At 40.0% G+C, this 22,794-nt stretch carries 9 protein-coding genes and 1 pseudogene; 5 read left to right on the plus strand and 5 right to left on the minus strand.

The window, feature by feature from the left end:
- Positions 1-822: 822 nt before the first annotated feature.
- Positions 823-2,913 carry an elongation factor G gene (gene fusA, locus SAGCYANO_RS15240; protein WP_202220854.1) on the plus strand — a complete coding sequence of 697 codons (2,091 nt, stop codon included), beginning with the start codon at positions 823-825 and terminating at the stop codon, positions 2,911-2,913.
- Between the two features lie 770 nt (positions 2,914-3,683).
- Here the strand turns inward: fusA and SAGCYANO_RS15245 are convergent.
- Entirely contained in the window at positions 3,684-4,637 is a 954-nt protein-coding gene (locus SAGCYANO_RS15245) for a DUF1822 family protein (RefSeq protein WP_202220855.1), read from the minus strand.
- Positions 4,630-5,520: a hypothetical protein gene (locus tag SAGCYANO_RS15250; protein WP_202220856.1), complete on the minus strand. Its 891-nt coding sequence runs from the start codon at positions 5,518-5,520 to the stop codon at positions 4,630-4,632. Before SAGCYANO_RS15250 ends, SAGCYANO_RS15245 begins: the two co-directional genes overlap by 8 nt.
- 103 nt (positions 5,521-5,623) lie before the next feature.
- Here SAGCYANO_RS15250 and SAGCYANO_RS15255 point away from each other — a divergent pair, with 103 nt between their 5' ends.
- The 3 genes and pseudogenes from SAGCYANO_RS15255 to SAGCYANO_RS15265 all read left to right on the plus strand — a co-directional run bounded on the left by SAGCYANO_RS15255 (position 5,624) and on the right by SAGCYANO_RS15265 (position 6,792).
- Positions 5,624-5,818 (plus strand): hypothetical protein, encoded by a 195-nt coding sequence (locus tag SAGCYANO_RS15255; RefSeq protein ID WP_202220857.1) that lies wholly within the window; start codon positions 5,624-5,626, stop codon positions 5,816-5,818.
- Between the two features lie 16 nt (positions 5,819-5,834).
- Positions 5,835-6,233: pseudogene (locus tag SAGCYANO_RS15260) on the plus strand (Rpn family recombination-promoting nuclease/putative transposase); the annotation flags it as partial.
- Positions 6,232-6,792, plus strand: a complete 561-nt coding sequence (locus SAGCYANO_RS15265) for a Uma2 family endonuclease (protein WP_202220910.1) — start codon at positions 6,232-6,234, stop codon at positions 6,790-6,792. The pseudogene SAGCYANO_RS15260 and the gene SAGCYANO_RS15265, both read left to right, overlap by 2 nt.
- A gap of 523 nt (positions 6,793-7,315) precedes the next feature.
- Here the strand turns inward: SAGCYANO_RS15265 and SAGCYANO_RS15270 are convergent.
- The 3 genes from SAGCYANO_RS15270 to SAGCYANO_RS15285 all read right to left on the minus strand — a co-directional run bounded on the left by SAGCYANO_RS15270 (position 7,316) and on the right by SAGCYANO_RS15285 (position 11,752).
- Complete coding sequence (locus SAGCYANO_RS15270; protein WP_202220858.1) at positions 7,316-7,717, minus strand: type II toxin-antitoxin system VapC family toxin; 402 nt, start codon at positions 7,715-7,717, stop codon at positions 7,316-7,318.
- Positions 7,714-7,971 carry a hypothetical protein gene (locus SAGCYANO_RS15275; protein WP_202220859.1) on the minus strand — a complete coding sequence of 86 codons (258 nt, stop codon included), beginning with the start codon at positions 7,969-7,971 and terminating at the stop codon, positions 7,714-7,716. The genes SAGCYANO_RS15270 and SAGCYANO_RS15275 overlap by 4 nt, the downstream gene beginning before the upstream one ends.
- A 241-nt stretch (positions 7,972-8,212) precedes the next feature.
- Entirely contained in the window at positions 8,213-11,752 is a 3,540-nt protein-coding gene (locus SAGCYANO_RS15285; protein WP_202220861.1) for a caspase family protein, read from the minus strand.
- A gap of 736 nt (positions 11,753-12,488) precedes the next feature.
- Here SAGCYANO_RS15285 and SAGCYANO_RS15290 point away from each other — a divergent pair.
- Complete coding sequence (locus SAGCYANO_RS15290) at positions 12,489-22,724, plus strand: CHAT domain-containing protein (RefSeq protein ID WP_375339938.1); 10,236 nt, start codon at positions 12,489-12,491, stop codon at positions 22,722-22,724.
- Positions 22,725-22,794: the final 70 nt, after the last annotated feature.

Consider the following 22,794-nt stretch of genomic DNA (forward strand, 5'->3'; position numbering starts at 1 on the left):
ATCTCTCGTTCTCCCGCTCATCTTTAATCTACAAGACTTTGAAACAGCCCTGCCCTTTTAAGGGGATAAAAAGCGGTCGTAGCGGAGCTTCCCGTAGGGTGGGATGGCGCAATTCGGAGCGGCTCTGATAAGAGCGGGTATCCGTTCCCTCCGGGACGCTTTCCTTACGGAATGAAGGGCGCAAACGCGGTTAGCGAAGCTTTACCGAATAATTAAGGTTTAAAGCCTCTCCTTTTAAGGAGAAACAAGCGGTCGAGGGATGGCGAGGTTTCCTCGCCATATCCAATCGACCAAGAGAGAAAAAATTTTCCTTTGATTCAATCCTCTTCCTTTTAGGGAGAGGTAATTATCAATTATCCATTATCAATTATCAATTATTGAAGGTAGCATTCCGGAACGGAAAGCTTTGCGGTAGCAAACGCCATATCCATGAGACCAAGAGAAGAAAAAATTTCATGATTAGTCAATCAATTCCGTTTTACAGCAGAGGTAATTCTAAATTCTTAATTCTTGAACTCTATGCTTAGAGGGCTATTTCGGGACTTGAAGAAAAATTGTATAAATTGAGTAAAATTAGCTTTTCATTTTGTAAACGTAAAAGTGAAGAGTATGTCAAAATCAGCAATATAACTATGGGCATAAATGGGCATAAAATAGAGATTAGAGATTTCAAGCCTAATGTTTGAAAAGTCGCAGCTAAGGGCCAGCTAACTAGCAGAAATCTGTCTAGTGATTTCTCTCCTAGCTGCTAAGGCCAAATATACTGCCTATATGTAATACTTAAGTAGTATATAATTGTAGTACCTAACAAGAGAGTAAACTATGAAAAAAGACCTCACTAAATATCGCAATATCGGCATCTTCGCCCACGTTGATGCAGGCAAAACCACCACCACTGAAAGAATCCTAAAACTAACTGGAAAAATCCATAAAATCGGTGAGGTCCACGAAGGTGCAGCCACAACAGACTTTATGGAACAAGAGCAAGAGCGGGGTATTACGATTCAGTCTGCGGCCACAAGCTGCTTCTGGAAAGAGCATCAATTAAATATTATTGATACTCCTGGCCACGTTGACTTTACCATCGAGGTATATCGGTCTCTCAAGGTACTTGATGGTGGTATAGGTGTATTCTGTGGCTCTGGTGGTGTGGAACCACAATCTGAAACAAACTGGCGCTATGCCAACGATTCTAAAGTTTCTCGGATTATCTATGTAAATAAGCTTGACCGGACAGGAGCTGATTTCTACAGGGTTGTGAAGCAGGTTGAAGATATACTTGCGGCCAAACCATTAGTAATGGTATTGCCCATTGGCATTGAGAATGATTTTGTGGGAGTAGTCGATCTACTAACCCGCAAGGCGTGGGTTTGGGATGATTCTGGAGATCCAACCAAATATGAAGTTAAAGATGTCCCAGAGAATATGACTGATGATATCGAGAAATATCGGGAAATTTTGGTTGAAACTGCTGTTGAGCAAGATGATGATGTCATGGAAAAATATCTGGAAGGAGAAGAGCCAGATATTGATACCCTCAAAGATTGTATCCGTAAGGGAACTAATGAGTTGGCTTTCTTCCCCACCTATTGTGGCTCATCTTTCAAAAATAAGGGCGTACAGTTGGTACTTGATGCAGTTGTAGATTATCTGCCTAACCCGACTGAAGTTAAGCCACAACCAGAGATTGACTTGGAAGGTAATGAGACTGGTAACGTAGCTTATGTTGACCCTGAGAAGCCTCTGCGTGCTTTGGCCTTCAAGATTATGGACGACAAATACGGTGCTTTAACTTTTACCCGCATCTATTCTGGTATGTTGTCCAAAGGTGAGACGGTGCTGAATACTTTTACAGGTAAAACTGAGCGAATTGGACGTTTGGTGGAAATGCACGCTGACTCTCGCGAAGAGGTTGAATCAGCTCAAGCTGGGGATATTGTGGCCATCGTTGGGATGAAGAATGTCCAGACTGGCCATACTCTCTGTGACCCCAAAAACCCTGCAACTTTAGAACCGATGGTGTTCCCCGATCCAGTAATTTCTATTGCTGTAGCAGCAAAGGACAAAGGTTCTGTGGAAAAACTGGGCATGGCATTGAGCAAGATGGTCGCCGAAGACCCTTCTTTCCGAGTTGAGACAGACCAGGAAAGTAATGAAACTATTATCAAGGGTATGGGTGAGTTGCATTTAGATATCAAGGTTGATATTCTGAAGCGGACTTATGGGGTTGATGTAGAAGTTGGTAAGCCACAGGTAGCTTATCGCGAGTCTATTACTAAGCGTCTTGAAGATAGTTATACTCACAAAAAGCAGTCTGGTGGTTCTGGTCAATTTGGTAAGATTGATTATGTTATGGAGCCTGGGGAACCTGGTACTGGTTTCCAATTCGAGTCAAAGGTGACTGGTGGAAATGTGCCCAGAGAATTTTGGCCAGCCGTACAAAAAGGTTTTGAGACTAGCTTTGCAAAAGGTATGTTAGCTGGTTTCCCTTGTGTGGATATGAAGTTCACATTGATGGATGGTGCTTATCACCCGGTTGACTCCTCGGCGATCGCTTTTGAAATTGCTGCTAAAGCTGCTTATCGACAGTCTTTTTCTAAAGCTGCTCCTCAGTTACTTGAGCCAATAATGAAGGTTGATGTGTTTACGCCTGACGATCATGTTGGTGACGTGATCGGAGACCTTAATCGCCGTCGGGGAATGATTAAGTCTCAAGATTCTACAGCAACTGGTAGTCGTATCAAAGCAGATGTACCGTTGAGTGAGATGTTTGGTTATATTGGGGACTTACGGACTATGACTTCTGGTAGAGGTCAGTTTTCAATGGAGTTTTCCCATTATGCACCTTGCCCTAATAATGTGGCAGAGGTAGTAATTAAGGAAGCTAAAGAGCGTGAGGAAGCTAAGAAATAGTTAGGTTTAGTATTATACAAGGCTGAAAACTAAAATTTGAACATAGCAGTCAGCACTCAGCGGTCAGCACTCAGCGGTCAGCTCTCAAGGCGTATGATGGGGGTTTGAATCCTCCATCAACGTACACCACTAATTTTTCAAATATAGTGGGGTACTTAAACCCGCCGATTTCAGCTGATAGCTGATAGCTGATAGCTTGTTAACTTCCCTGGCGGGAAGTCCCGCGCTCTCCCGTTGGCGGAGCAAGTGCGGCAGCTATTAGGGGAGCGGAGGGATGGGAAAGCCAGGGCCTTGAGTCGGATACCTCCACAAATAAAACCTTCCTATACCCTTGACAAGCTAGGAGGTATGCATGTTATTATCAAGGTCAACACAGGGGGAGGACATCACCTCTGTCAAAACAGCGGTCATTTTTTTCATGACTGAAGAATCCCGCGTTGTCGCGCTATGCGCAACGTCGGGAGTATGTCAAGTAGAAAAGCTTTGTATAGATATATTCAGAAAACTTTGTAGGAGGGTTCCATGGAACTCTCCTACAAAAATTTTTATATAGTAAAGACGTTCCATAGAAGGTCCCTACAAGGATTTGATTCTTATCCTATTAATATCATGTCCGGATAATTAGTGATAAAAAACTTTCTCCTTCTTCTTCTTCCTTCTTCTTTCTTCCCCTCCTGGGAGGGGTTAGGGGTGGGTTGACTCCTGACACCTGACTTCTCGGTCGTTATTTATTTATAACTGTTCAACCGGACATGATATAAAGTGTGAAATTAAAACCGCAAAATTTCCCGACTAAAATCATCAGGAATCGGCTCAATTTCCCAGATTAAACCTTCCCCTGGTTCTAAAATTACATCTACATACAGCTTTTCTACAGCATGGGTAGATACAGCTTCATTCTTTTCAAAATTTTCTCCATACTCTGTCAATAATCGCAACTTAAAGCCAGCCGGAATTAAACCTCCCACAGCTAGATTTTGCAGTTCAAATCGCCAGATAATTTCACCATCTTTTACTTGATTAATCAACCGCAAAACAAAATATTGTCCGGCAATTTTGAGTTGTTTGGATAAAAAATTATCTGTGGTAATTTCTAATTCTTCTGTGGATAATTCCTTGTCAAATGCTAAATTTGTTTGTTTATTGAGTAATAGCCAACCAAATTTTTCAGCTAATTCATTCATTCCTTGTTTGAGCAATTCTAAGGCATTGATTTCTAATGCTTCTACCTCATTTTGCAATTTTAATTCTTCTAAAACTGCAAATAAATTATCCAGAGGTTGTAGCTGTGCTAAACCAATAGTTTCTGGTAAATTATCCACATTTGTTACAGGGAAATATCCTAAAACTTTGGCTTTATCCAAAACTTGCTCGAACTGCACCGCCACAAAACCGATTATGTTTTCTGGTATATCTGGAGGTACGGAAAATTCAGTTTTTCCAGGCAAAATTGGAATACAAAACAATCTCTTGTTTTCTACTACTAAGTCTGTGGCATTTAACACTCCACTCAGAATTGGATTTAAACTTTTAACCTGTTGTAAATCTGTAGAAAAATCTAACCATTTCAATAAATTATTAACAGCCTTAACAGCTAGAATATTCAAATAAATTTGTTTGCCAATTTCTGGGTTAGATTGTTCGCCTGCTACACTGGCAGCTTGTTGATGTGTTTCAGCATCTAAAGTGACAATTACTGGTTGTAGTTCTGTTTTATTAATCATTGTCGTTTTCTCCTAATATTTCTTGGATTTGTGGTGCAAATAGTTTGGTGTACTTGTCAAAATTCCGCTCGATATCCTGATTAATTTCCTCAAATACACTCTCACAATGTCTGCGCCAATAGCCTTTGAGAGTTTGATATTTAATGTTATATTCCTTGGCCAGATTTGCCCAAGTTTTTTTCTTTTCTGGTTGGGCGAGAGTTGTTATAGCTGTATTTTTTCTAATGTGTTTCCCTGGTTGTTTGTTAACAATAATCCAGTTTTCTTTTACTGTTACTTTTTCGCCACAGTTGCTCAAATAAAAATACTGAATTATTGTTTGAGCATTACATTCTGGATATCCTTTGGGATGAATTTTATGTAATTTTCCTTCTGGATCGTTCTCAATGTAAAGTTCTAAAATTAGACCTTTTCTTTGAGTTTTATGATTTTGTATATGGGTAATATAAGTCTCAAAAACATCTGATGTGGGAACATTAAATCCTTCATTAGCTAATAAGTTTATCCAATCTTCTTTTTGCTCCTCACCTACTGGAGTATTGAGACTAATTTCTTGATTTTTTTTGCGGTATAAATCAAAAATGTCATATTTTAAATATCCATTTATCCACATTACATAACGCTGTCGCACCAGTAGGGGTGAATTTTGACTAATATCAATTCTCCACTTTTGTTTATAACTCTGGAAAAACTTATCAATATTGTGTTTGACAGAGAATAAAGTGTTATTAACTGCGTGTAAATAATCTGGATGTTTGTCTTGACGAATTCCTGGCAACTTGGGAGTAATATTTAGTAAACTGTTAATAGTTTGGTTTCTTTGGTCTCCTTTTTGGTTTTTGATATCGATTAATAGTTGTTTGATTTTTGCATCTTTGTCCATAATTTGAGTTTCATAGAATATTAGAGTTTGAGTGTCTCTATAGTTAATGTCGATATCTCTGGAAAAAGTTATTCATAATTTGAGTTTCATAGAATATTAGAGTTTGAGTGTCTCTATAGTTAATGTCGATATCCTTGGGGAAAATTATTCATATTTAGAGGAGTTAAACATAGGTTGGGTTGACGTTAAGGAAACCCAACAGAAACTTATAGTTGTTGGGTTGCGCTGTCGCTTAACCCAACCTACACCTTTTGTAAGTAGAGTTGCTAAAATATTTACTATAATTCCTGATTGTTAAAGGGAGAAAAAATACTATGAAATTTGTTAGTCCTAAGATCGATTATGCTTTTAAAAAAATCTTCGGTTCCCAACAAAGTCAAGACATCTTAATTAGCTTTCTCAATGCCATAATTTATGGGGGAGAAAAAGTAATTAAATCTCTCACAATTGTTAACCCCTATAATCCTGGTCAATTACTCAGTTTAAAAGATACATATTTAGATGTAAAAGCTGTTTTAGTAGATGGTTCTATTGTAGTGATTGAAATGCAGGTTGCTAGAATGGCTGGTTTTAATAAACGAGTAGCTTATAACCTAGCTAAAGCTTATGCAAATCAATTAGAAACAGGAGAAGATTATCTCTTACTTAATCCAGCGATCGCTGTGACAATTACAGATTTTATTTTGTTTGACAAGAGTGAGGATGTAATTAATTAGTTCTTATTTATTCTGGGAATTTGGCAAAGCACCAGATGTAGTAATTGAAATTGTTTCTCCGACTCCTGGCAATGAATTAGGAAGTAAATTAACAGAGTACGCGCAGTTAAAAATTCCTTATTATGTTGTCTACGATCCATTGCAAAAACTAAGTGAAACTGTACTGCAAGTATTTCAACTTCAATTTAATTCTTATATTCCTAAAAATGATGCTTGGTTTACGGATGTAAATCTGGGATTAACTCTGTGGAATGGTAGATTTGAAAATATTAATGGTACTTGGTTACGTTGGTGCGATGCTGATGGGAATGTGATTCAAACAGGAGATGAAATAGCAGTAGAAAAAAATCTGGAGCTATCCCAAAAGGATGCTCAAATTAAACAGGCGTTATTATTGGCAATTGAAATGGGATTAAAATTCAAGTTTGGTGATGAGTATGTGGGGATATTATCGGAGATTTCAGTCATTAATGATGTGAAATTATTAGAGAGAATTGTTACTCAAATTCCCCAGGTTTCCTCAATGGATGAATTGCGAAAACTATATACTGAGTAGTTGAAAAATATGAACAAGGAATGCCTAGTATGGGAGCAAGATGCTCCCACTGCCATTTCTGATGACAAAAGTAATTACAACTCGACATAACATTACTTCTGACTTCTAACTTCTGACTTCTGACTTCCTATGGCGATCGCTCAATTTTAGAAAAAATACTGTAGGTTGGGTTAAGCGTATCTCGCAACCCAACACAGCATACTTGTGTTTTGTTGGGTTTCCTAAACGTCAACCCAACCTACAAAGTTTACTATTAGGAAATTATTGTTCCTCTCAAATATAGTCACAGTAATAATTTTACTTCTGACTTCTAACTTCTGACTTCTGACTTCCTATGGCGATTGCTCAATTTTTAGAAAAAATACCGTAGGTTGGGTTAAGCGACAGCGCAACCCAACATCCAACAGCATACTTGTCTTTTGTTAGGTTTCCTTACCGTCAACCCAACCTACAAAGTATAAGCCAGCTAATTTAATATTGTAGGTATTTTTTTCTTCAGTATCAGAACAAAAAATAATTAGTCTTAGTATCGCCAAACAGATACTAACATTACATCAAAATGATAGTCATAACTCCATACTGGTAAACTCAGACGATTAGAAACAATTGCTGTTAAACCATCAAATAAAGTAATTCGTTGATCGGGAAAATTTTCAACTAATTTTGTTGCTGCTAAGTAGTCATCAACTGTGGGATTAATTAATTCAACTCCGGCAAAAATTTGCTGTAAAAATACTCTGGCAGTTTCATTTCCTAGACGATACAAAACTAAAGTATAGGCTTCTAAAAGAGTCGGATAAGTAACAATAACTCCTAAGTTTTCTTGTTGGAGTTGGTTTAAATCTGCTTGGGCCTGTTGATGATATTGGTCATCTGGATCGATCGCAGCATAAAGGGGGCCAGTGTCAGCAATAACAGTTCTCATGGTTGCTCTTGAGTGGGAAGGTTAGCAATAACTGAGTCGTGGTTAATTGATGTTTTGTGGTAGCCACTGCCTCTTGATGCTGGCGTTATTTGTAGATGTTTTTTGGGTGGGGATAAATAACCACGTTGAGTTAGAAATTCTTCTACTGCTGCTTGTATAACTATATTGGGTGTGGCGGAGTCTTGGCGATCGCGCATATAGGATAATAATGCACTTGCTAGGGGTTCTGGTAGGTTTATTGTTTGTGGTTCCATTTTTTTTGCTGTGAGGTTTTGGTTGATGATTTTTTAACACAGATTTTGAGTTTTGTCAATTTGACCACGGAAAAAATAATGTAGGTTGGGTTAAGCGGCAGCGCAACCCAACAGCATACTTGTGTTTTGTTGGGTTTCCTTAACGTCAACCCAACCTACAAAGTTTACTGATAACTGATAACTGATATCAGACAAACCCGGTTTCTTATTCAGAGAAATCATCCGTATATCCGTGGCTAAATCACTGTGTGCCACCCCTATTTGACTTAGCCAACTGTTTCGCTACCATCTCTGGGTCTGTTTCTATTTCCTCGGTATCTGGGTTGAGGTCAATATCTGGTTGCCATGTTTGAGCTTGCTTAAATAGAGAAATACCTAACTCAACTCTCTGATTTTCTATTATTAATTCCCTACCCATTCGTAACAGATTTGTTGCTGCATTTAAACTGAAATTAGAGTCAAGTTTTACTGCTTGTTGAAACTGAGAAACTGCTTCCTCAAGCTTTCCCTCTGCTGCTAATTTCTCACCTTTTAAAAAGAAAGCTGTCGCAGAAGGCTCTATTTCACCGCAAAGATGTCGTTCTTTTTCTTCTAAGTTAGGGTTATTTTTCAGGTAGTCGCTCATCCACTTGCAAGCGTTGTCTATTAGCTCATCTCGGTTAAAATTCCACAGTTTGATAGTGTTATCCCAACTCCCCGAAGCTATCAATTTCCCATCGGGGCTGAATGCTAAAGCTTTGACAGAATTTTTGTACCCCGATAAAGTCTCAACTAAAGTGCCATCTGTTTTCCACAGTTTGATAGTGTTATCCGAACTCCCCGAAGCAATCAATTTCCCATCGGGGCTGAATGCTAAAGCTTTGACAGAATCGTCGTGCCCCGGTAAAGTCTCAACTAAAGTGCCATCTGTTTTCCACAGTTTGATAGTGTTATCCTCACCCCCCGAAGCAATCAATTTCCCATCGGGGCTAAATGCTATAGCAAAGACAGAATCGTCGTGCCCCGGTAAAGTCTCAACTAGAGTGCCATCTGTTTTCCATAGTTTGATAGTGTTATCCTCACTCCCCGAAGCAATCAATTTCCCATCGGGGCTAAATGCTATAGCAAAGACAGAATTTTTGTGCCCCGATAAAGTCTTAACTAAAGTGCCATCTGTTTTCCACAGTTTGATAGTGTTATCCAAACTCCCCGAAGCAATCAATTTTCCATCGGGGCTGAATGCTACAGCTGAGACATTATTATTGTGCCCCTGTAAAGTAGTAACTAAAGTGCCATCTGTTTTCCACAGTTTGATAGTGTTATCCAAACTCCCCGAAGCAATCAATTCCCCATCCGGACTGAATGCTACAGCTGAGACAGCATTCTTGTGATCCTGTAAAGTATCAACTAAAGTGCCATCTTTTTTCCACAGTTTGACTGTCCTATCCCCACTCCCCGAAGCAATCAATTCCCCATCCGGGCTGAATGCTACAGCTGAGACAGCATTATTGTGATCCTGTAAAGTAGCAACTAAAGTGCCATCTTTTTTCCACAGTTTGACTGTCCTATCCCCACTCCCCGAAGCAATCAATTCCCCATCCGGGCTGAATGCTACAGCTGAGACAACATCATTGTGCCCCTGTAAAGTATTAACTAAAGTGCCATCTGTTTTCCACAGTTTGATCGTATTATCATTACTTCCCGAAGCAATCAATTTTCCATCGGGGCTAAATGCTACAGCCCGGACATAACCATTGTGCCCCACTAAATGATTGACTTCCCTTCTTTGCCATTCAAGGATTTTTCGTAGTAAATTTGTACCTTGTTTCTGAATAGCCTCATCCTTTGTTGCTTGTAATTTTTGAGCTAATTTTAGCACCTCCATCTGTACTTCTAAGCTAGAGTCTAAGCGGGGTTTTAATGTAGCTATTTCAGCTCTGAGATTAGCATTTGTTTCTCCAACAACTGCCCGACGCCACTGCCACACCGCCCCCACAGCAAATACTGATACTGCCACCAAACCACTCACCAACCCCAATATTGTCCTTCGCCTACGCTGTCGTTTCTCCTCTTCCTCTCGTTGACGCAACGCCATCCCCGCTGCAATAAATTCTTGAGTAAACTCAGACAACTCATCACCATACTTAATATAAAGTTCCTCCGCATTCTGCAACGCCACACCCCGCAGTAAAAAATCATCCACTCGCTTATGTTGCACCCACTTCTTAGCATCCTGCTCCATCTGTCGTTGCTGTTGTAGGCGACTTCTATTTTCATCCAACCACCAACGTAAAGTTGACCAATGACGGATTAAGATTTCGTGAGCAACTTCTACAGTAATTTCTGATCCCCCCAAACCCCCCTTGGGAAGGGGGGCTTTTTTGTTGTTGTTATCTTCTGGGGTGGAGTAGGGTGTTGTGGTATTGGGCAAACTTTCTTGTGAAAAAGCTACTTTTTCCTGCTGATGAGTCCCCCCCTTATTAAGGGGGGTTAGGGGGGATCTATCCCCACTAACAACAAGGGAAGCTTTTTCCTGCTGATGAGTTCCCCCCTTATTAAGGGGGGTTAGGGGGGATCTATCCCCACCAACAACAAGGGAAGCTTTTTCCTGCTGATGAGTCCCCCCCTTATTAAGGGGGGTTAGGGGGGATCTATCCCCACCAACAACAATTAACCGCGCATCACTCAACTTTTGCAACACAGACTCCATCACCTCTTTCCCATACTTCTTACCCAACAACTCTGACTTCAAAACCCGACGACGAGTATCCTTCCCCTCCTCACCCAACTGCACCAACTCCAGAAAAATAAACTGAGCGCAACTCTCCTCCTCCCCATGCAAACTTCGCCTCACATCCTCCGCTTTATTTTCCAACACCTCCTTAAAACCACCAATTTCCTCCTGATAAACCTGCAAACTCAACATTCCATCCCGGCGCTTTTCCCACAACTCCCGCAACACAAACTGCAACAATGGCAAACCCCCCAACTCCTCCTGCACCCCATCCAACAACACATCTACCAAACCAGACTCTACCTTTAACCCCACCTTCTCAGCAGGTTTAACTATAGCTTCATCAATAATTCCCAAATTATCAGCAGCTTTACCCAAAAAACCTTGAATCAAAAAATAAGTAAATAATCCATGTTCTATATCTTTCCATTCTCTAGATTGCTCATTCTTGTCACAAGATAAAAGCGCACAAAAACCTTGACTTTTAGCCGCTCTTTGTTCAAATGATTCAATTAATTTGGGAGTAATATTAGCTATTTTAGGGTCAGATATTTTTGTCTGTTTTGGCAAATTATGAAAATTAATTTCTGGTCCCCCACTATGACAAGCGTCAATAAAAATTAATTGATATTTAGCACCACTTTCCAGCAATTTTTGCAGAACTTCTCCTACAGGTAAACCTGTTGTAGCTAAATTATTTATTTGAGTATTTTTCAGACATAATATTGGTTGCTGAGTTTGTTTGTCTAAAAATCCATGACCAGAAAAATAAACTAAAATAGTATCTTCTTTCGTTGCCTGAGTAACTAATTGTTCTAAACTATGTTTTACTACATCAACAATCGGCAATTCCGGAGTATGGTCGTGATGAACAATAATATTTTTATCCGGGAAAACTTGTGTGGCTTTTTCTAATGCTATATTTAATTTTTGACAATCATTAACACAATAATTTAAGTCATCTATTCCCCCATCGTCATATTGATTAATTCCTACTAATAAAACCAAAAACTTAGCTTCTCCAGTTTTGAGTTTTTCCACATTAGAATTCCCGGCAGATTTAGGCATAATTTTATATTATTACTCCATAATTGTATTGGAGAAAGAGTCATTTCAGTTATCAGTTATCAGTTAGCCTCATAAGGTGAGAACTGCGTTAACAGTCAAGAATTCCATTCTGACTCCTGACTCCTGTCTCCTGACTCCTTTCTTAAAAATATATACGATGACAATAGAAAAAATTATACAAATAAATTATACAAACCTTAAAATTTAGAAGAACGCATAATTGGTATACTACTCGAAATATATGAATATTAGACATCTCCAGAAAAGAGGGAACAGGGAACAGGGAACAGGGAACCCACCCTCGCCCCTCCCCTCCCAGGAGGGGAATAATTGATAATTTCTGGATAAGAATTGATTTTATTTTTAATTTTTGGAGATGTCTATTATTTATAGTAATTTTTATTCAGGTATACTAGGGTAAGGACGTTCCATGGAAGCTCCCTAGCAGGGTTGTAGTTATTACTTTATATTTTTCGGCGTTGCTGAATTGAAGTATGAATGCGTGATTGTTTGGTTCTGATCAAGCCCCCTAAATCCCCCGTTCAACAAAAAGCGCAGCAACATCTGGCTTCCCCCGATCCTGCGGGGGACGGGAGGGGGATCACGGGGGACTTTTAGAGTTTTATTCCCCCCAATTTTGGGGGGCTAGGGGGGCCAAATCATACCCAGAATCAGCAACGCCTATTCTTCTTTACTAAAAATCTCAATTAAATCTAACCCAGTCTCAATAACCATGATGAAAACCTTCAGAGTTGCATATTACCCCTTGTCTCTGTTGATGCCTCTACTCGCAATAGTAGTGCCGACTTCTGGGAAAGCACAACCCATCACTCCCGCTAATGATGGCACAGGTACAACCGTCAACCAAAACGGCAACCAATTTAACATCCAAGGAGGCACCCGTAGTGGCAGAAATCTCTTCCACAGCTTTGATAAATTCAACGTCAACTCCGGCCAAACTGCCAACTTCCTCACCACCCCAGACACGCGCAATATTCTGGGCAGAGTTACAGGCGGCAATGCTTCTATTATTAACGGTCTTATTCAAGTCATCGGCAGCAATTCCAACCTCTTGTTGATGAACCCTGCTGGAATGATATTTGGCCCTAATGCCAGTCTCAACTTACCCGCCTCATTTGCTGTTACTACTGCTACAGGTATTGGTTTCAACAGCAACAACTTCTGGTTTCAAGCTATGGGAACAAATGACTACTCAAACCTAGTGGGAAACCCCAGTGGTTATCGTTTTAATGTATCAAACCCAGGCGCAATAGTTAATGAGGGAAATTTAAGTTTAAACCCAGGGGAAAATTTGACCTTATTGGGTGGCACAGTCATCAACACCGGGGAACTCTCCACCGCAGGAGGTAATGTTACTATCGCAGCAGTGGAAGGTGGCAGCACTCTGAGAATATCTCAACCAGGACATTTGTTAAGTTTAGATATATCCTCATCAGTGGGAATTACAGAAGAAACAAATTTCACACCATTATCATTGCCAGAATTATTAACAGGTGGGAATGAGACTCATGCTACATCTATGACTGTTAACGCTGATGGTGATGTAGTATTGATAGATTCAAATACCTTGGTTGCTGATACAGGGGACGCGAGAGCAGAAGCGAGTTCTATTGTCTCTGGAAATATCGATGTTTCGATCCCCCCTAACCCCCATTCTACGAAAAGCGAAGCAACATCTGGCTTCCCCCTTTCTAAGGGGGACGGGAGGGGGATTGCCCAAGGGGGGGATATCAATAGTCTCCTCCTTTCCAAGGGGGACGGAAGAGAGAATAAAGGCCAGATTAATGTGTTGGGCGATCGCGTAGCCATTATCGATGCTAATATTAATGCTGATGGTATCAACGGAGGTGGAACAGTATTAATTGGAGGGGACTTTCAAGGCAATGGAATAGTGAGTAACTCTCAGCAGACATTTGTAAACAGCAATTCATTTATTTCTGCTGATGCTATTACAAATGGTGACGGAGGGAGAGTAATAATTTGGTCAGATGGAGTCACTAATTTTGCCGGGAATATTAGTGCTAAAGGGGGAGGATTTTCTGGAGATGGAGGGTTTGTTGAAGTATCGGGAAGACAACAATTAATATTTGATGGAAATGTCAATGTTAGTGCTGAATTTGGCAATCCAGGAACAATATTATTAGACCCAGAAAATCTGACGGTGGGAGAGTCAGAAAATACTGAAAATTCAGAAACAGAAATAGTAGATAATAATTCGGAAGTGGCATCTGGTGATAATTCTGAAAATTCAGAAATAGAAACAGTAGATAATAATTCAGAATTGGCATCTGGTGATAATTCTGAAAATTCAGAAACCACAGAAAATATTGATAATTCAGAAATAGCAGAAAATACAAATTTAGAGACAGAAGTTACTTCTACAGAAATTGCTGATAACTCAGAAACAACAGAAACAGAAACACCAATAGACCCTTTTACTCAAGATGAAAATTCTGATGTCACAATTTCCGCAGAAAATCTTGGGGAATTATCAGGAGATATAATTTTATTTGCCGACAACGATATAACAATTAATGAAAAGATCGAAACTACCGAATCTGTGGAATTAAAAGCAGGTAGAAGTATTAATATAAATGCTGATATCGATACATCAGTTGGTAATGGAAATATTGATTTACTTGGTAATAATGATGAGATGAATTTTGCTAATCGGAGTGAGGGGAAAGCTTCAATAAATCAATTAGATGGAACGACATTAAATGCAGGCAGTGGAACTATTAATATTGAGTTAGGAAACTTAGGAGAAGTAGGGGATATTAATCTGGCAAATTTAACTACAACAGGGCAAGTTTTAGTTAATGCTAATGGGGGAAATATTGCCAGAGTTTCTAACAATTCAATTATTAATGCGGGTAGTGCTGTATTTGGAACTGTTGGAAGTGGGGAAATAGGTTCAGCAAATGCCCCTTTGCGGTTGGATGTCGAAAATATAGAGGCATTTACACTGAGTGGTAGCATATTTTTTGATGTGTTGGGAGATGTGAATGTTGGTGGTGTGAGTGAGGCTATAAATGGTATTTTGACTCTTGCTGGAGGTGATATTGTTCTGAATAGTGAGGGGGATGTGACTCTTACCGAAGATATTTCTACCGATCCTTTTATTGAAACAGGGGGCGATATCAATCTTACTGCCAAAAACCTTTTTGTTAATGATGGCACTCAAATATCTGCCAGTACATTATTTACTCAGGAGGATGCAGGGAGTGTGGATATTACTGTAGAAGATAATATAGTATTGAATGGAGGTAGGATATTAAGTACAATATCCTCCGAAGCAGAGGGAAATGCAGGAAGCGTAAATATTACTACGAATTCTCTGATAATTCTTAATGGTGGTTTTATTGATAATAGTAACTTTGGAAAAGGGAATGGAGCAAATATTAATATTATATCAGAGGATATAGTGTTTAATGGAGTATCTCAATCTTCAAGGCCCAGTGGAGTATTTAGCGGGCTAGCAACAGGAGCAACAGGAAATGCAGGAGATGTGAATATTACAACGAGTTCTCTGATAGTTTCTGACGGCGCTCAAATAAATGCACTTACTAGAGGTATAGGAGATGGAGGGAATATAAATATTACAGCAGAGGATATAGTGCTTGATGGTGGATCGCTAAATAGTACTGACAGTAGTGGGGTATTCAGTGCAGTAGGGCCAGAAGCAAAAGGGAAAGCTGGAGATGTGAGCATTACCACTGATTCTCTGACAGTTACTAATGGTGCTCAAATCAATTCCAGTACAACTGGTATAGGGAATGCAGGAAGTATTAATATCGTAGCTGAAGATTCTGTAGTCTTTGATGGGGAAAACTCAGGATTTTTCACTGGAGTAGCTAGCTCAGTGCAACCAGGAGCAGAAGGGGATGCAAGGAGTGTCACTATTACCACTGACTCTCTAGAGGTGAAAAATGGTGCTCAAATATCTGCCAGTACCTCTGGTCAAGGGAATGCAGGAAATGTGGAGATTCATGCTACTGATACTGTAGTTTTTGATGGAGGAGACTCAGAATTTTTCACTGGAGCAGATAGCTTAGTACAAGCAGGAGCAAAAGGGGATGCAGGGGGGTTCACTATTACTACCGACTCTCTAGAGGTGAAAAATGGTGCTCAAATCAATTCCAGTACCTCTGGTCAAGGGAATGCCGGAAATGTGGAGATTAATGCCACTGATACTGTAGTCTTTGATGGGGAAAACTCAGAATTTTTCACTGGAGTAGCTAGCTCAGTGCAACCAGGAGCAGAAGGGGATGCAAGGAGTGTCACTATTACCACCGGCTCTCTAGAGGTGAAAAATGGTGCTCAAATACTAGCTAGTACATTTGGCACAGGGAATGCAGGGAATGTGGAGATTAATGCCACTGATACTGTAGTCTTTGATCGAGGAGACGCACTTAGCTCAGTGCAACCAGGAGCAGAAGGGGATGCAAGGAGTGTCACTATTACCACTGGCTCTCTGGAAGTTAAAAATGATGCTCAAATAGCTACCAGTACATTTGGCACAGGGAATGCAGGAAATGTGGAGATTAATGCCACTGATACTGTAGTCTTTGATGGAGGAAGCGCAGTTAGCTCAGTGCAAGTAGGAGCAGAAGGGAAAGCGGGGGGGATTACTATTACCACAGGCTCTCTGGAAGTTAAAAATGGTGCTCAAATAAATGCCAGTACATTTGGCACAGGGAATGCAGGAAATGTGGAGATTAATGCCACTGATACTGTAGTCTTTGATGAAGAAGACTCAGGATCGATCACTGCAGCAGTTAGCTCAGTGCGACCAGGAGCAAAAGGGAATGCGGGGGGTGTTACTATTACCACCAGCTCTCTGGAAGTTAAAAATGGTGCTTTTATATCTGCAAGTACGTTTGGTAAAGGGAATGCAGGGACTGTGGAGATTAATGCCACTGATACTGTAGTCTTTGATCGAGGAGGTTCAGAGTTTTTCACTGGAGCAGCTAGCCAAGTGGCATCAGGAGCAGAAGGGGATGCAGGGGGTGTAACTATTACCACCGGCTCTCTGGAGATGAAAAATGGTGCTCAAATATCTGCTAGTACCTTTGGCACAGGTGATGCAGGTAATATATTCATCACAATAGACACTCAACTCACCCTCGACGAAAATGCTGAAATTTCAGCCTTAACTGAAAGCAGTGGCAGAGGGGGCAACATCATCCTATTCGCTCCAGAAAGCCTCAACATCGAAGGAGACGGAGAAATCACAGTAAGTAGCAGTGGCACAGGCAACGCTGGCCAAATTGATATCATCAGCCCCAACATTACTCTCGACGACGGCATAGACATCACAGCCTTCACCGCAGGCCCAGGCAACGCTGGCAACATCAATCTAGAAGGGGAGCAAATCAATATTCAACCTAATACCCAAATATTAGCTTTCACCGAAACTACTGGAGATGGGGGGAACATCACAGTCAAAGCCACAGAAGCACTCAACTTAGAAGCAGACACTCAACTATCAGTGGAAACCAACAGAGGCGGAAAAGCGGGAAATATAGAAATTACAACTCCCCAACTAACAATAGGAGAAAACGCCCAAATTAGTGCCACAGTTAACCTCGGGGCAACCACAACAGATCCTGGTGGAAATATCACCATCAACACCAATGAATTAAACATCTCAGGCGAACTGGGAATATTTGCCGAAACTGAAGCAACAGCGGAGGCAGGAACACTCACTCTCAACCCTTACAAAACTGACCCCAACCTAGACATCACTTTCACAAATAATGGCTTCATCTCTGCCTCCACCAGCTCCACAGGTAACGGAGGAAATATCAATCTCAGTGCCCCAGAAAGCATAAATATTAGAGGGGATGGTAGGATATCTGTTGAAACTACAGACAAAGGAAATGCTGGAGCTATCAATATCAATACTCAAAACCTGACGCTCTCGGATGGAGTAGCCATATCAGCTTCCACAGAAGACAAAGGCAATGCTGGAGTTATCAATATCAATACTCAAAACTTCACCTTAGAAACCGGAACAACCCTAACCACAGAAACTAACAACAAAGGCCAAGCTGGAGATATAGAAATCAACACTAGAGAACTAACCATAGGAGAGGATGCCCAAATTAGTGCCACAGCAAGAGAAGGGGCAACTAACACTGAAGCGGGAGGTAATATTACTATCAATGCTACAGACTTACTAATTTCAGGCCGACTCGGAATATTTGCCGAAACAGTAGGGGAAACTCCGGCAGGTACTCTTACCCTTAAACCCTATAACAGAGATGGGGAGATGGGGGGATGGGGAGATGGGGAGATGGGGAGATGGGGAGAGTTTGAGAGTTTGAGAAGAGAAAATTATTCCGCTCGAATTGACCCGGATATCAATATTACTTTCACCGAAAATGGCTTTATATCTGCCCGCACTAATTCTAGTGGAGATGGAGGTAACATCAATATATTTGCTCCAGAAAACATCAATATTTCAGGGGAAGGCAGAATAACAGTTGAAACTAGAGGCAGTGGAGATGCAGGTCAAATAATAATTGAAACAGAAAACCTCACAATAGCGGAAAACACTACTATATCCGCAGCTACTTCTGGTGGTGGAGATGGAGGTAGGATCAACATCAACTCCAGTGAAAGTTTTCAACTGGAAGGTCAAATTATTACAGAAACCACAGGTACAGGAAACGGAGGAAAAATTACTATTAATACAGGGTCTCTCCAAGCAGAAAATAGTACCATCTCAGCTAGAAGCACTGATGCAGGAAACGCAGGCGCAATAGAAATTACAGCTCAAGAAAATATTGCTACAGGTATTATTCAATCTTCTGCCTCAGAGTCACAGGAAACTGCTGACGGAGGTAATATCAGCATCATTAGTGAACAAGGAGAAATTCGCGCCACCCAACCCATCCAGTCATTTTCGGAAAAAGGTAACGCCGGAAATGTGACTCTGACTGCCAAAACAGATGTTACCACCAATACTATTAGTTCCCACGGTCAACAACAAGGCGGTGAAATAACTATCACAACAGAAACCGGAAACGTCAATACATCTCAAGGCTTTTTGGCCAATTATTCTGGAGATGGCAACGGAGGCAACGTTACTATAGAAGCACCCCAAGGAGATATTACCAGCAGCAATATTTACTCTTTCGCCGATGCAGATGGAGGTCAAATATTCCTCAAAGCTGGAGGCAACATTAATATCAGCCAAAACAGCAATATTATCTCAGCGTCGGAACCTCAAGAAAAAGAGGGGGAGAGAGGGAGCGGGGGAGTGGGGAGAGGAGGAGATATTATTCTTGAAGCAGGCAACAATATTAATACAGCAACAGCGAGAATATATTCCGGAGCAGATATTGGCGACACGGGCAAAATTGATATTATTGCGGATAGCGCAATAGAAGTAGGTCAAATAGACCTAGCATCAGGTTTTGTCAGACAACAACAACCAGTAAATGACAACTTTACTCTTATACCCCTACCTCAAGGAGAAGCAACCAGGGGAGTTGCAGAAAATATCACTATCACCAGTAACAATGGCGCAATAGATACCACCGCTGGGGTTATCAATTCTCGTTCTCCTGACGGGTCCGGTGATATTACTCTCAATGCTAGAGATAATATTAGTATCGGTCTACTAAGAGCTAGCGCTCTTAACCCAGAAAAACCAACTACAGGAGGAGATATTACGATCGCTAGCCAAACTGGAGAAATAAATGCCACAACAGCTATAGAAACTTTTTCAGAAAGAGGTACTGCTGGAAATGTGACTATTATGGCGGAGGAACACATTCATCTAGAAAATATTTTATCTCAGGGAGCAGAAGGAGGAGGGGATATTACTATAGAAAGTCGCAGTGAAAATAGTATAGATGCTCAAGGAGAGTTAAACACTTTTTCCACAGAAGGAATGGCTGGAAATGTCACTCTTACATCCCCTGGAAATATAAGTATTAGTGGCATTCGTTCTCAGGGAAGGGAACAGGGAGGTAATGTTACAGTTGAAAGTGAAATAGGTGAAATTAACTCAACTGGGGATATTGACTCTTTTTCAGAGCAAGGTAGAGGGGGAAATATCGATCTGAATGCTCCAGAAAGCGTGAATTTAGCAAATGTGTCATCTTTTGGTGCGACTGAAAGTGGTAATTTGAGGATACAGAGTCGTACCGCAACAGTTAATACAGGTAATGTGACTACACAAGCGCCGGAAGGAAGTAGTGGGAGTATAGTTATTAACGGAGAGGAAGTAGGTACGGGAGACTTAACTTCTATTGGTACAACGAGTGCAGGTGCAATAAATGTGGAAGCTACAGATGGTTCTATTACAACTTATGATATTGAAATTAGCTCTGATGGGACCATAGGAAATTTAATACTCAGAGCAACGGAGGATGTTAATACTGGAGATATTAATGAGAATGCAGGAGATGGAGATACAAATATTAATATTGATTCTGGAGGAGACCAGAATATAGCAGAAATTAATCAAAATGCAGACGGCGATGCTAATAGTATTGCTATTGCACAAGGAGACCAGAATATAGCAGAAATTAATCAAAATGCAGACGGCGATGCTAATAGTATTGCTATTGCACAAGGAGACCAGAATATAGCAGAAATCAATCAAAATACTGGAAATAATGCCACTAATATTGCCATTGCAGGAGGGAATCAAAATCTTGGAGCAGTTAATCAAAATACTGGTAATAATGCCACTAATATTGCCATTGCAGGAGGGAATCAAAATCTTGGAGAAGTCAATCAAAATACTGGAAATAATGCTAATAATATTGCTATTGCAGGAGGGAATCAAAATCTTGGAGAAGTCAATCAAAATACTGGAAATAATGCCACTAATATTGCCATCGCAGGAGGGAATCAAAATCTTGGAGAAGTCAATCAAAATACTGGAAATAATGCCACTAATATTGCTATTGCAGGAGGGAATCAAAATCTTGGAGAAGTCAATCAAAATACTGGAAATAATGCCACTAATATTGCTATTGCAGGAGGGAATCAAAATCTTGGAGAAGTCAATCAAAATACTGGAAATAATGCCACTAATATTGCCATTGCAGGAGGGAATCAAAATCTTGGAGAAGTCAATCAAAATACTGGAAATAATGCCACTAATATTGCCATTGCAGGAGGGAATCAAAATCTTGGAGAAGTCAATCAAAATACTGGAAATAATGCCACTAATATTGCCATTGCAGGAGGGAATCAAAATCTTGGAGAAATAAATCAAAATACCGGGAATGAATCTATCAATATTCAGAATGATGGAACTAATCAAAATCTTGGAGAAATAAATCAAAATACCGGGAATGAATCTATCAACATTCAGAATGATGGAACTAATCAAAATCTTGGAGAAATAAATCAAAATACCGGGAATGAATCTATCAATATTCAGAACAATGGAACTAATCAAAATCTTGGAGAAACTTCTGCAACTCCTAATAATAATACTCCGATTAATAATCCTCTCATTGATGGAGAAAATACGAATAATTCCAATATTTTAAATACTCCCCCAAATCCTTTAGATACAAATAGTCCAGAAATCCCTTCTACCTCCAATTTAATTTCAACTATCACCCCTAGTAACAACGACCAAACAATAAATACTGCCACTGCTAAAGAGCAAACTGAAGAATCTATCAACAACACCACCGACACTCAAAAAATATTAAATATAATTGATACTATTAATACCAATACCCTGACAGTAGCCACAGGTTCAGACAAAATAGTAACAATGCTAGAACAACAGCGCATCAACGAATATTCAAATTACTTCGGAGAATACTTTGACGAAAAATTACTTTCTACACAAAATGTCAGAGATATTTTAACAGATATAGCAAATCAAACCGGGAAAGAATCTGCTGTTGTTTATATCAATGCTTACTCAGACCAATTACAGATAATCTTATTTACCAAAGAAGGTCAACCAATTCTCAAAACAATTGCTACAACAAATCGCGATAAATTAAAACTAGCCACCATAGAATTAATACTAGAAATTACCGATCCTAAACAACGCCAAACCACAAGTTATCTAGCAGCATCTCAACAATTATATCAATTATTAATAGCACCCATTGCTACCGAATTAGAAGCAGCCAATATTGATACAATTTTATTTAGTATGGATGTAGGATTTCGTTTATTACCCTTAGCAGCTTTACATGATGGAAAACAATTTTTAATAGAAAAATACAGCATTAGTAGTATTCCCAGTGTCAGTTTAATGGATAGTCGTTATAATTCTGTTCATAATACTACTTTATTAGCTATGGGAGCCAGTGAATTTACAGAACAACCACCCTTATCTGCTGTACCTGTGGAGTTAGAAACTATTTCTCAAAATTTATGGCAGGGTAATATGTTTCTCAATGAAGAATTTACTCTGAAAAATTTGATTAATCAACGTCAAAATTATCCTTATCCGATAATTCATTTGGCTACTCATGCTGAATTTAATGGTGGAAATGTGAGTAATTCATATATTCAGTTGTGGGATGAAAAATTGCGATTAAATCAAGTCAGAAAGTTAGGTTGGAGTCAGCCACCAGTGGAATTATTAGTATTATCCGCTTGTCAAACCGCAGTAGGAAATAAAGAAGCAGAATTAGGTTTTGCTGGTTTTGCAGTGGCAACAGGAGTTAAGTCAGTATTGGCAAGTTTATGGTTGGTTAGTGATAAGGGAACATTAGGGTTAATGACAGAATTTTATTCTCATTTAGGTAATACCAATATTAAAGCAGAAGTGTTGCGACAAACCCAGTTGGCAATGTTGAAAGGTAAAGTTGCGATCGAAGATGGAATTTTGAGGGGGTCTGGTAGTCGTGGGGAAGTACTTTTACCTCCTGAGTTGGCACATCAGAAAAATCAAAATTTTTCCCATCCTTATTATTGGGCAGGGTTTACCATAGTTGGTAGTCCTTGGTAGTGTGGGGAGTATGGGGAGTTTGGGGAGTGTGGGGAGGTGGGGAAATGGGGAAATGGGGAAATGGGGAAAT

The organism is Okeania sp. KiyG1 (genome assembly GCF_014132355.1).
Classification (GTDB): Bacteria; Cyanobacteriota; Cyanobacteriia; order Cyanobacteriales; family Microcoleaceae; genus Okeania.

Coding starts and splice junctions, on each gene's coding strand:
- fusA (WP_202220854.1), top strand. CDS start 823: ATGAAAAAAGACCTCACTAAATATCGCAATATCGGCATCTTCGCCCAC.
- SAGCYANO_RS15245 (WP_202220855.1), bottom strand. CDS start 4,637: ATGATTAATAAAACAGAACTACAACCAGTAATTGTCACTTTAGATGCT.
- SAGCYANO_RS15250 (WP_202220856.1), bottom strand. CDS start 5,520: ATGGACAAAGATGCAAAAATCAAACAACTATTAATCGATATCAAAAAC.
- SAGCYANO_RS15270 (WP_202220858.1), bottom strand. CDS start 7,717: ATGAGAACTGTTATTGCTGACACTGGCCCCCTTTATGCTGCGATCGAT.
- SAGCYANO_RS15275 (WP_202220859.1), bottom strand. CDS start 7,971: ATGGAACCACAAACAATAAACCTACCAGAACCCCTAGCAAGTGCATTA.
- SAGCYANO_RS15285 (WP_202220861.1), bottom strand. CDS start 11,752: ATGCCTAAATCTGCCGGGAATTCTAATGTGGAAAAACTCAAAACTGGA.
- SAGCYANO_RS15290 (WP_375339938.1), top strand. CDS start 12,489: ATGAAAACCTTCAGAGTTGCATATTACCCCTTGTCTCTGTTGATGCCT.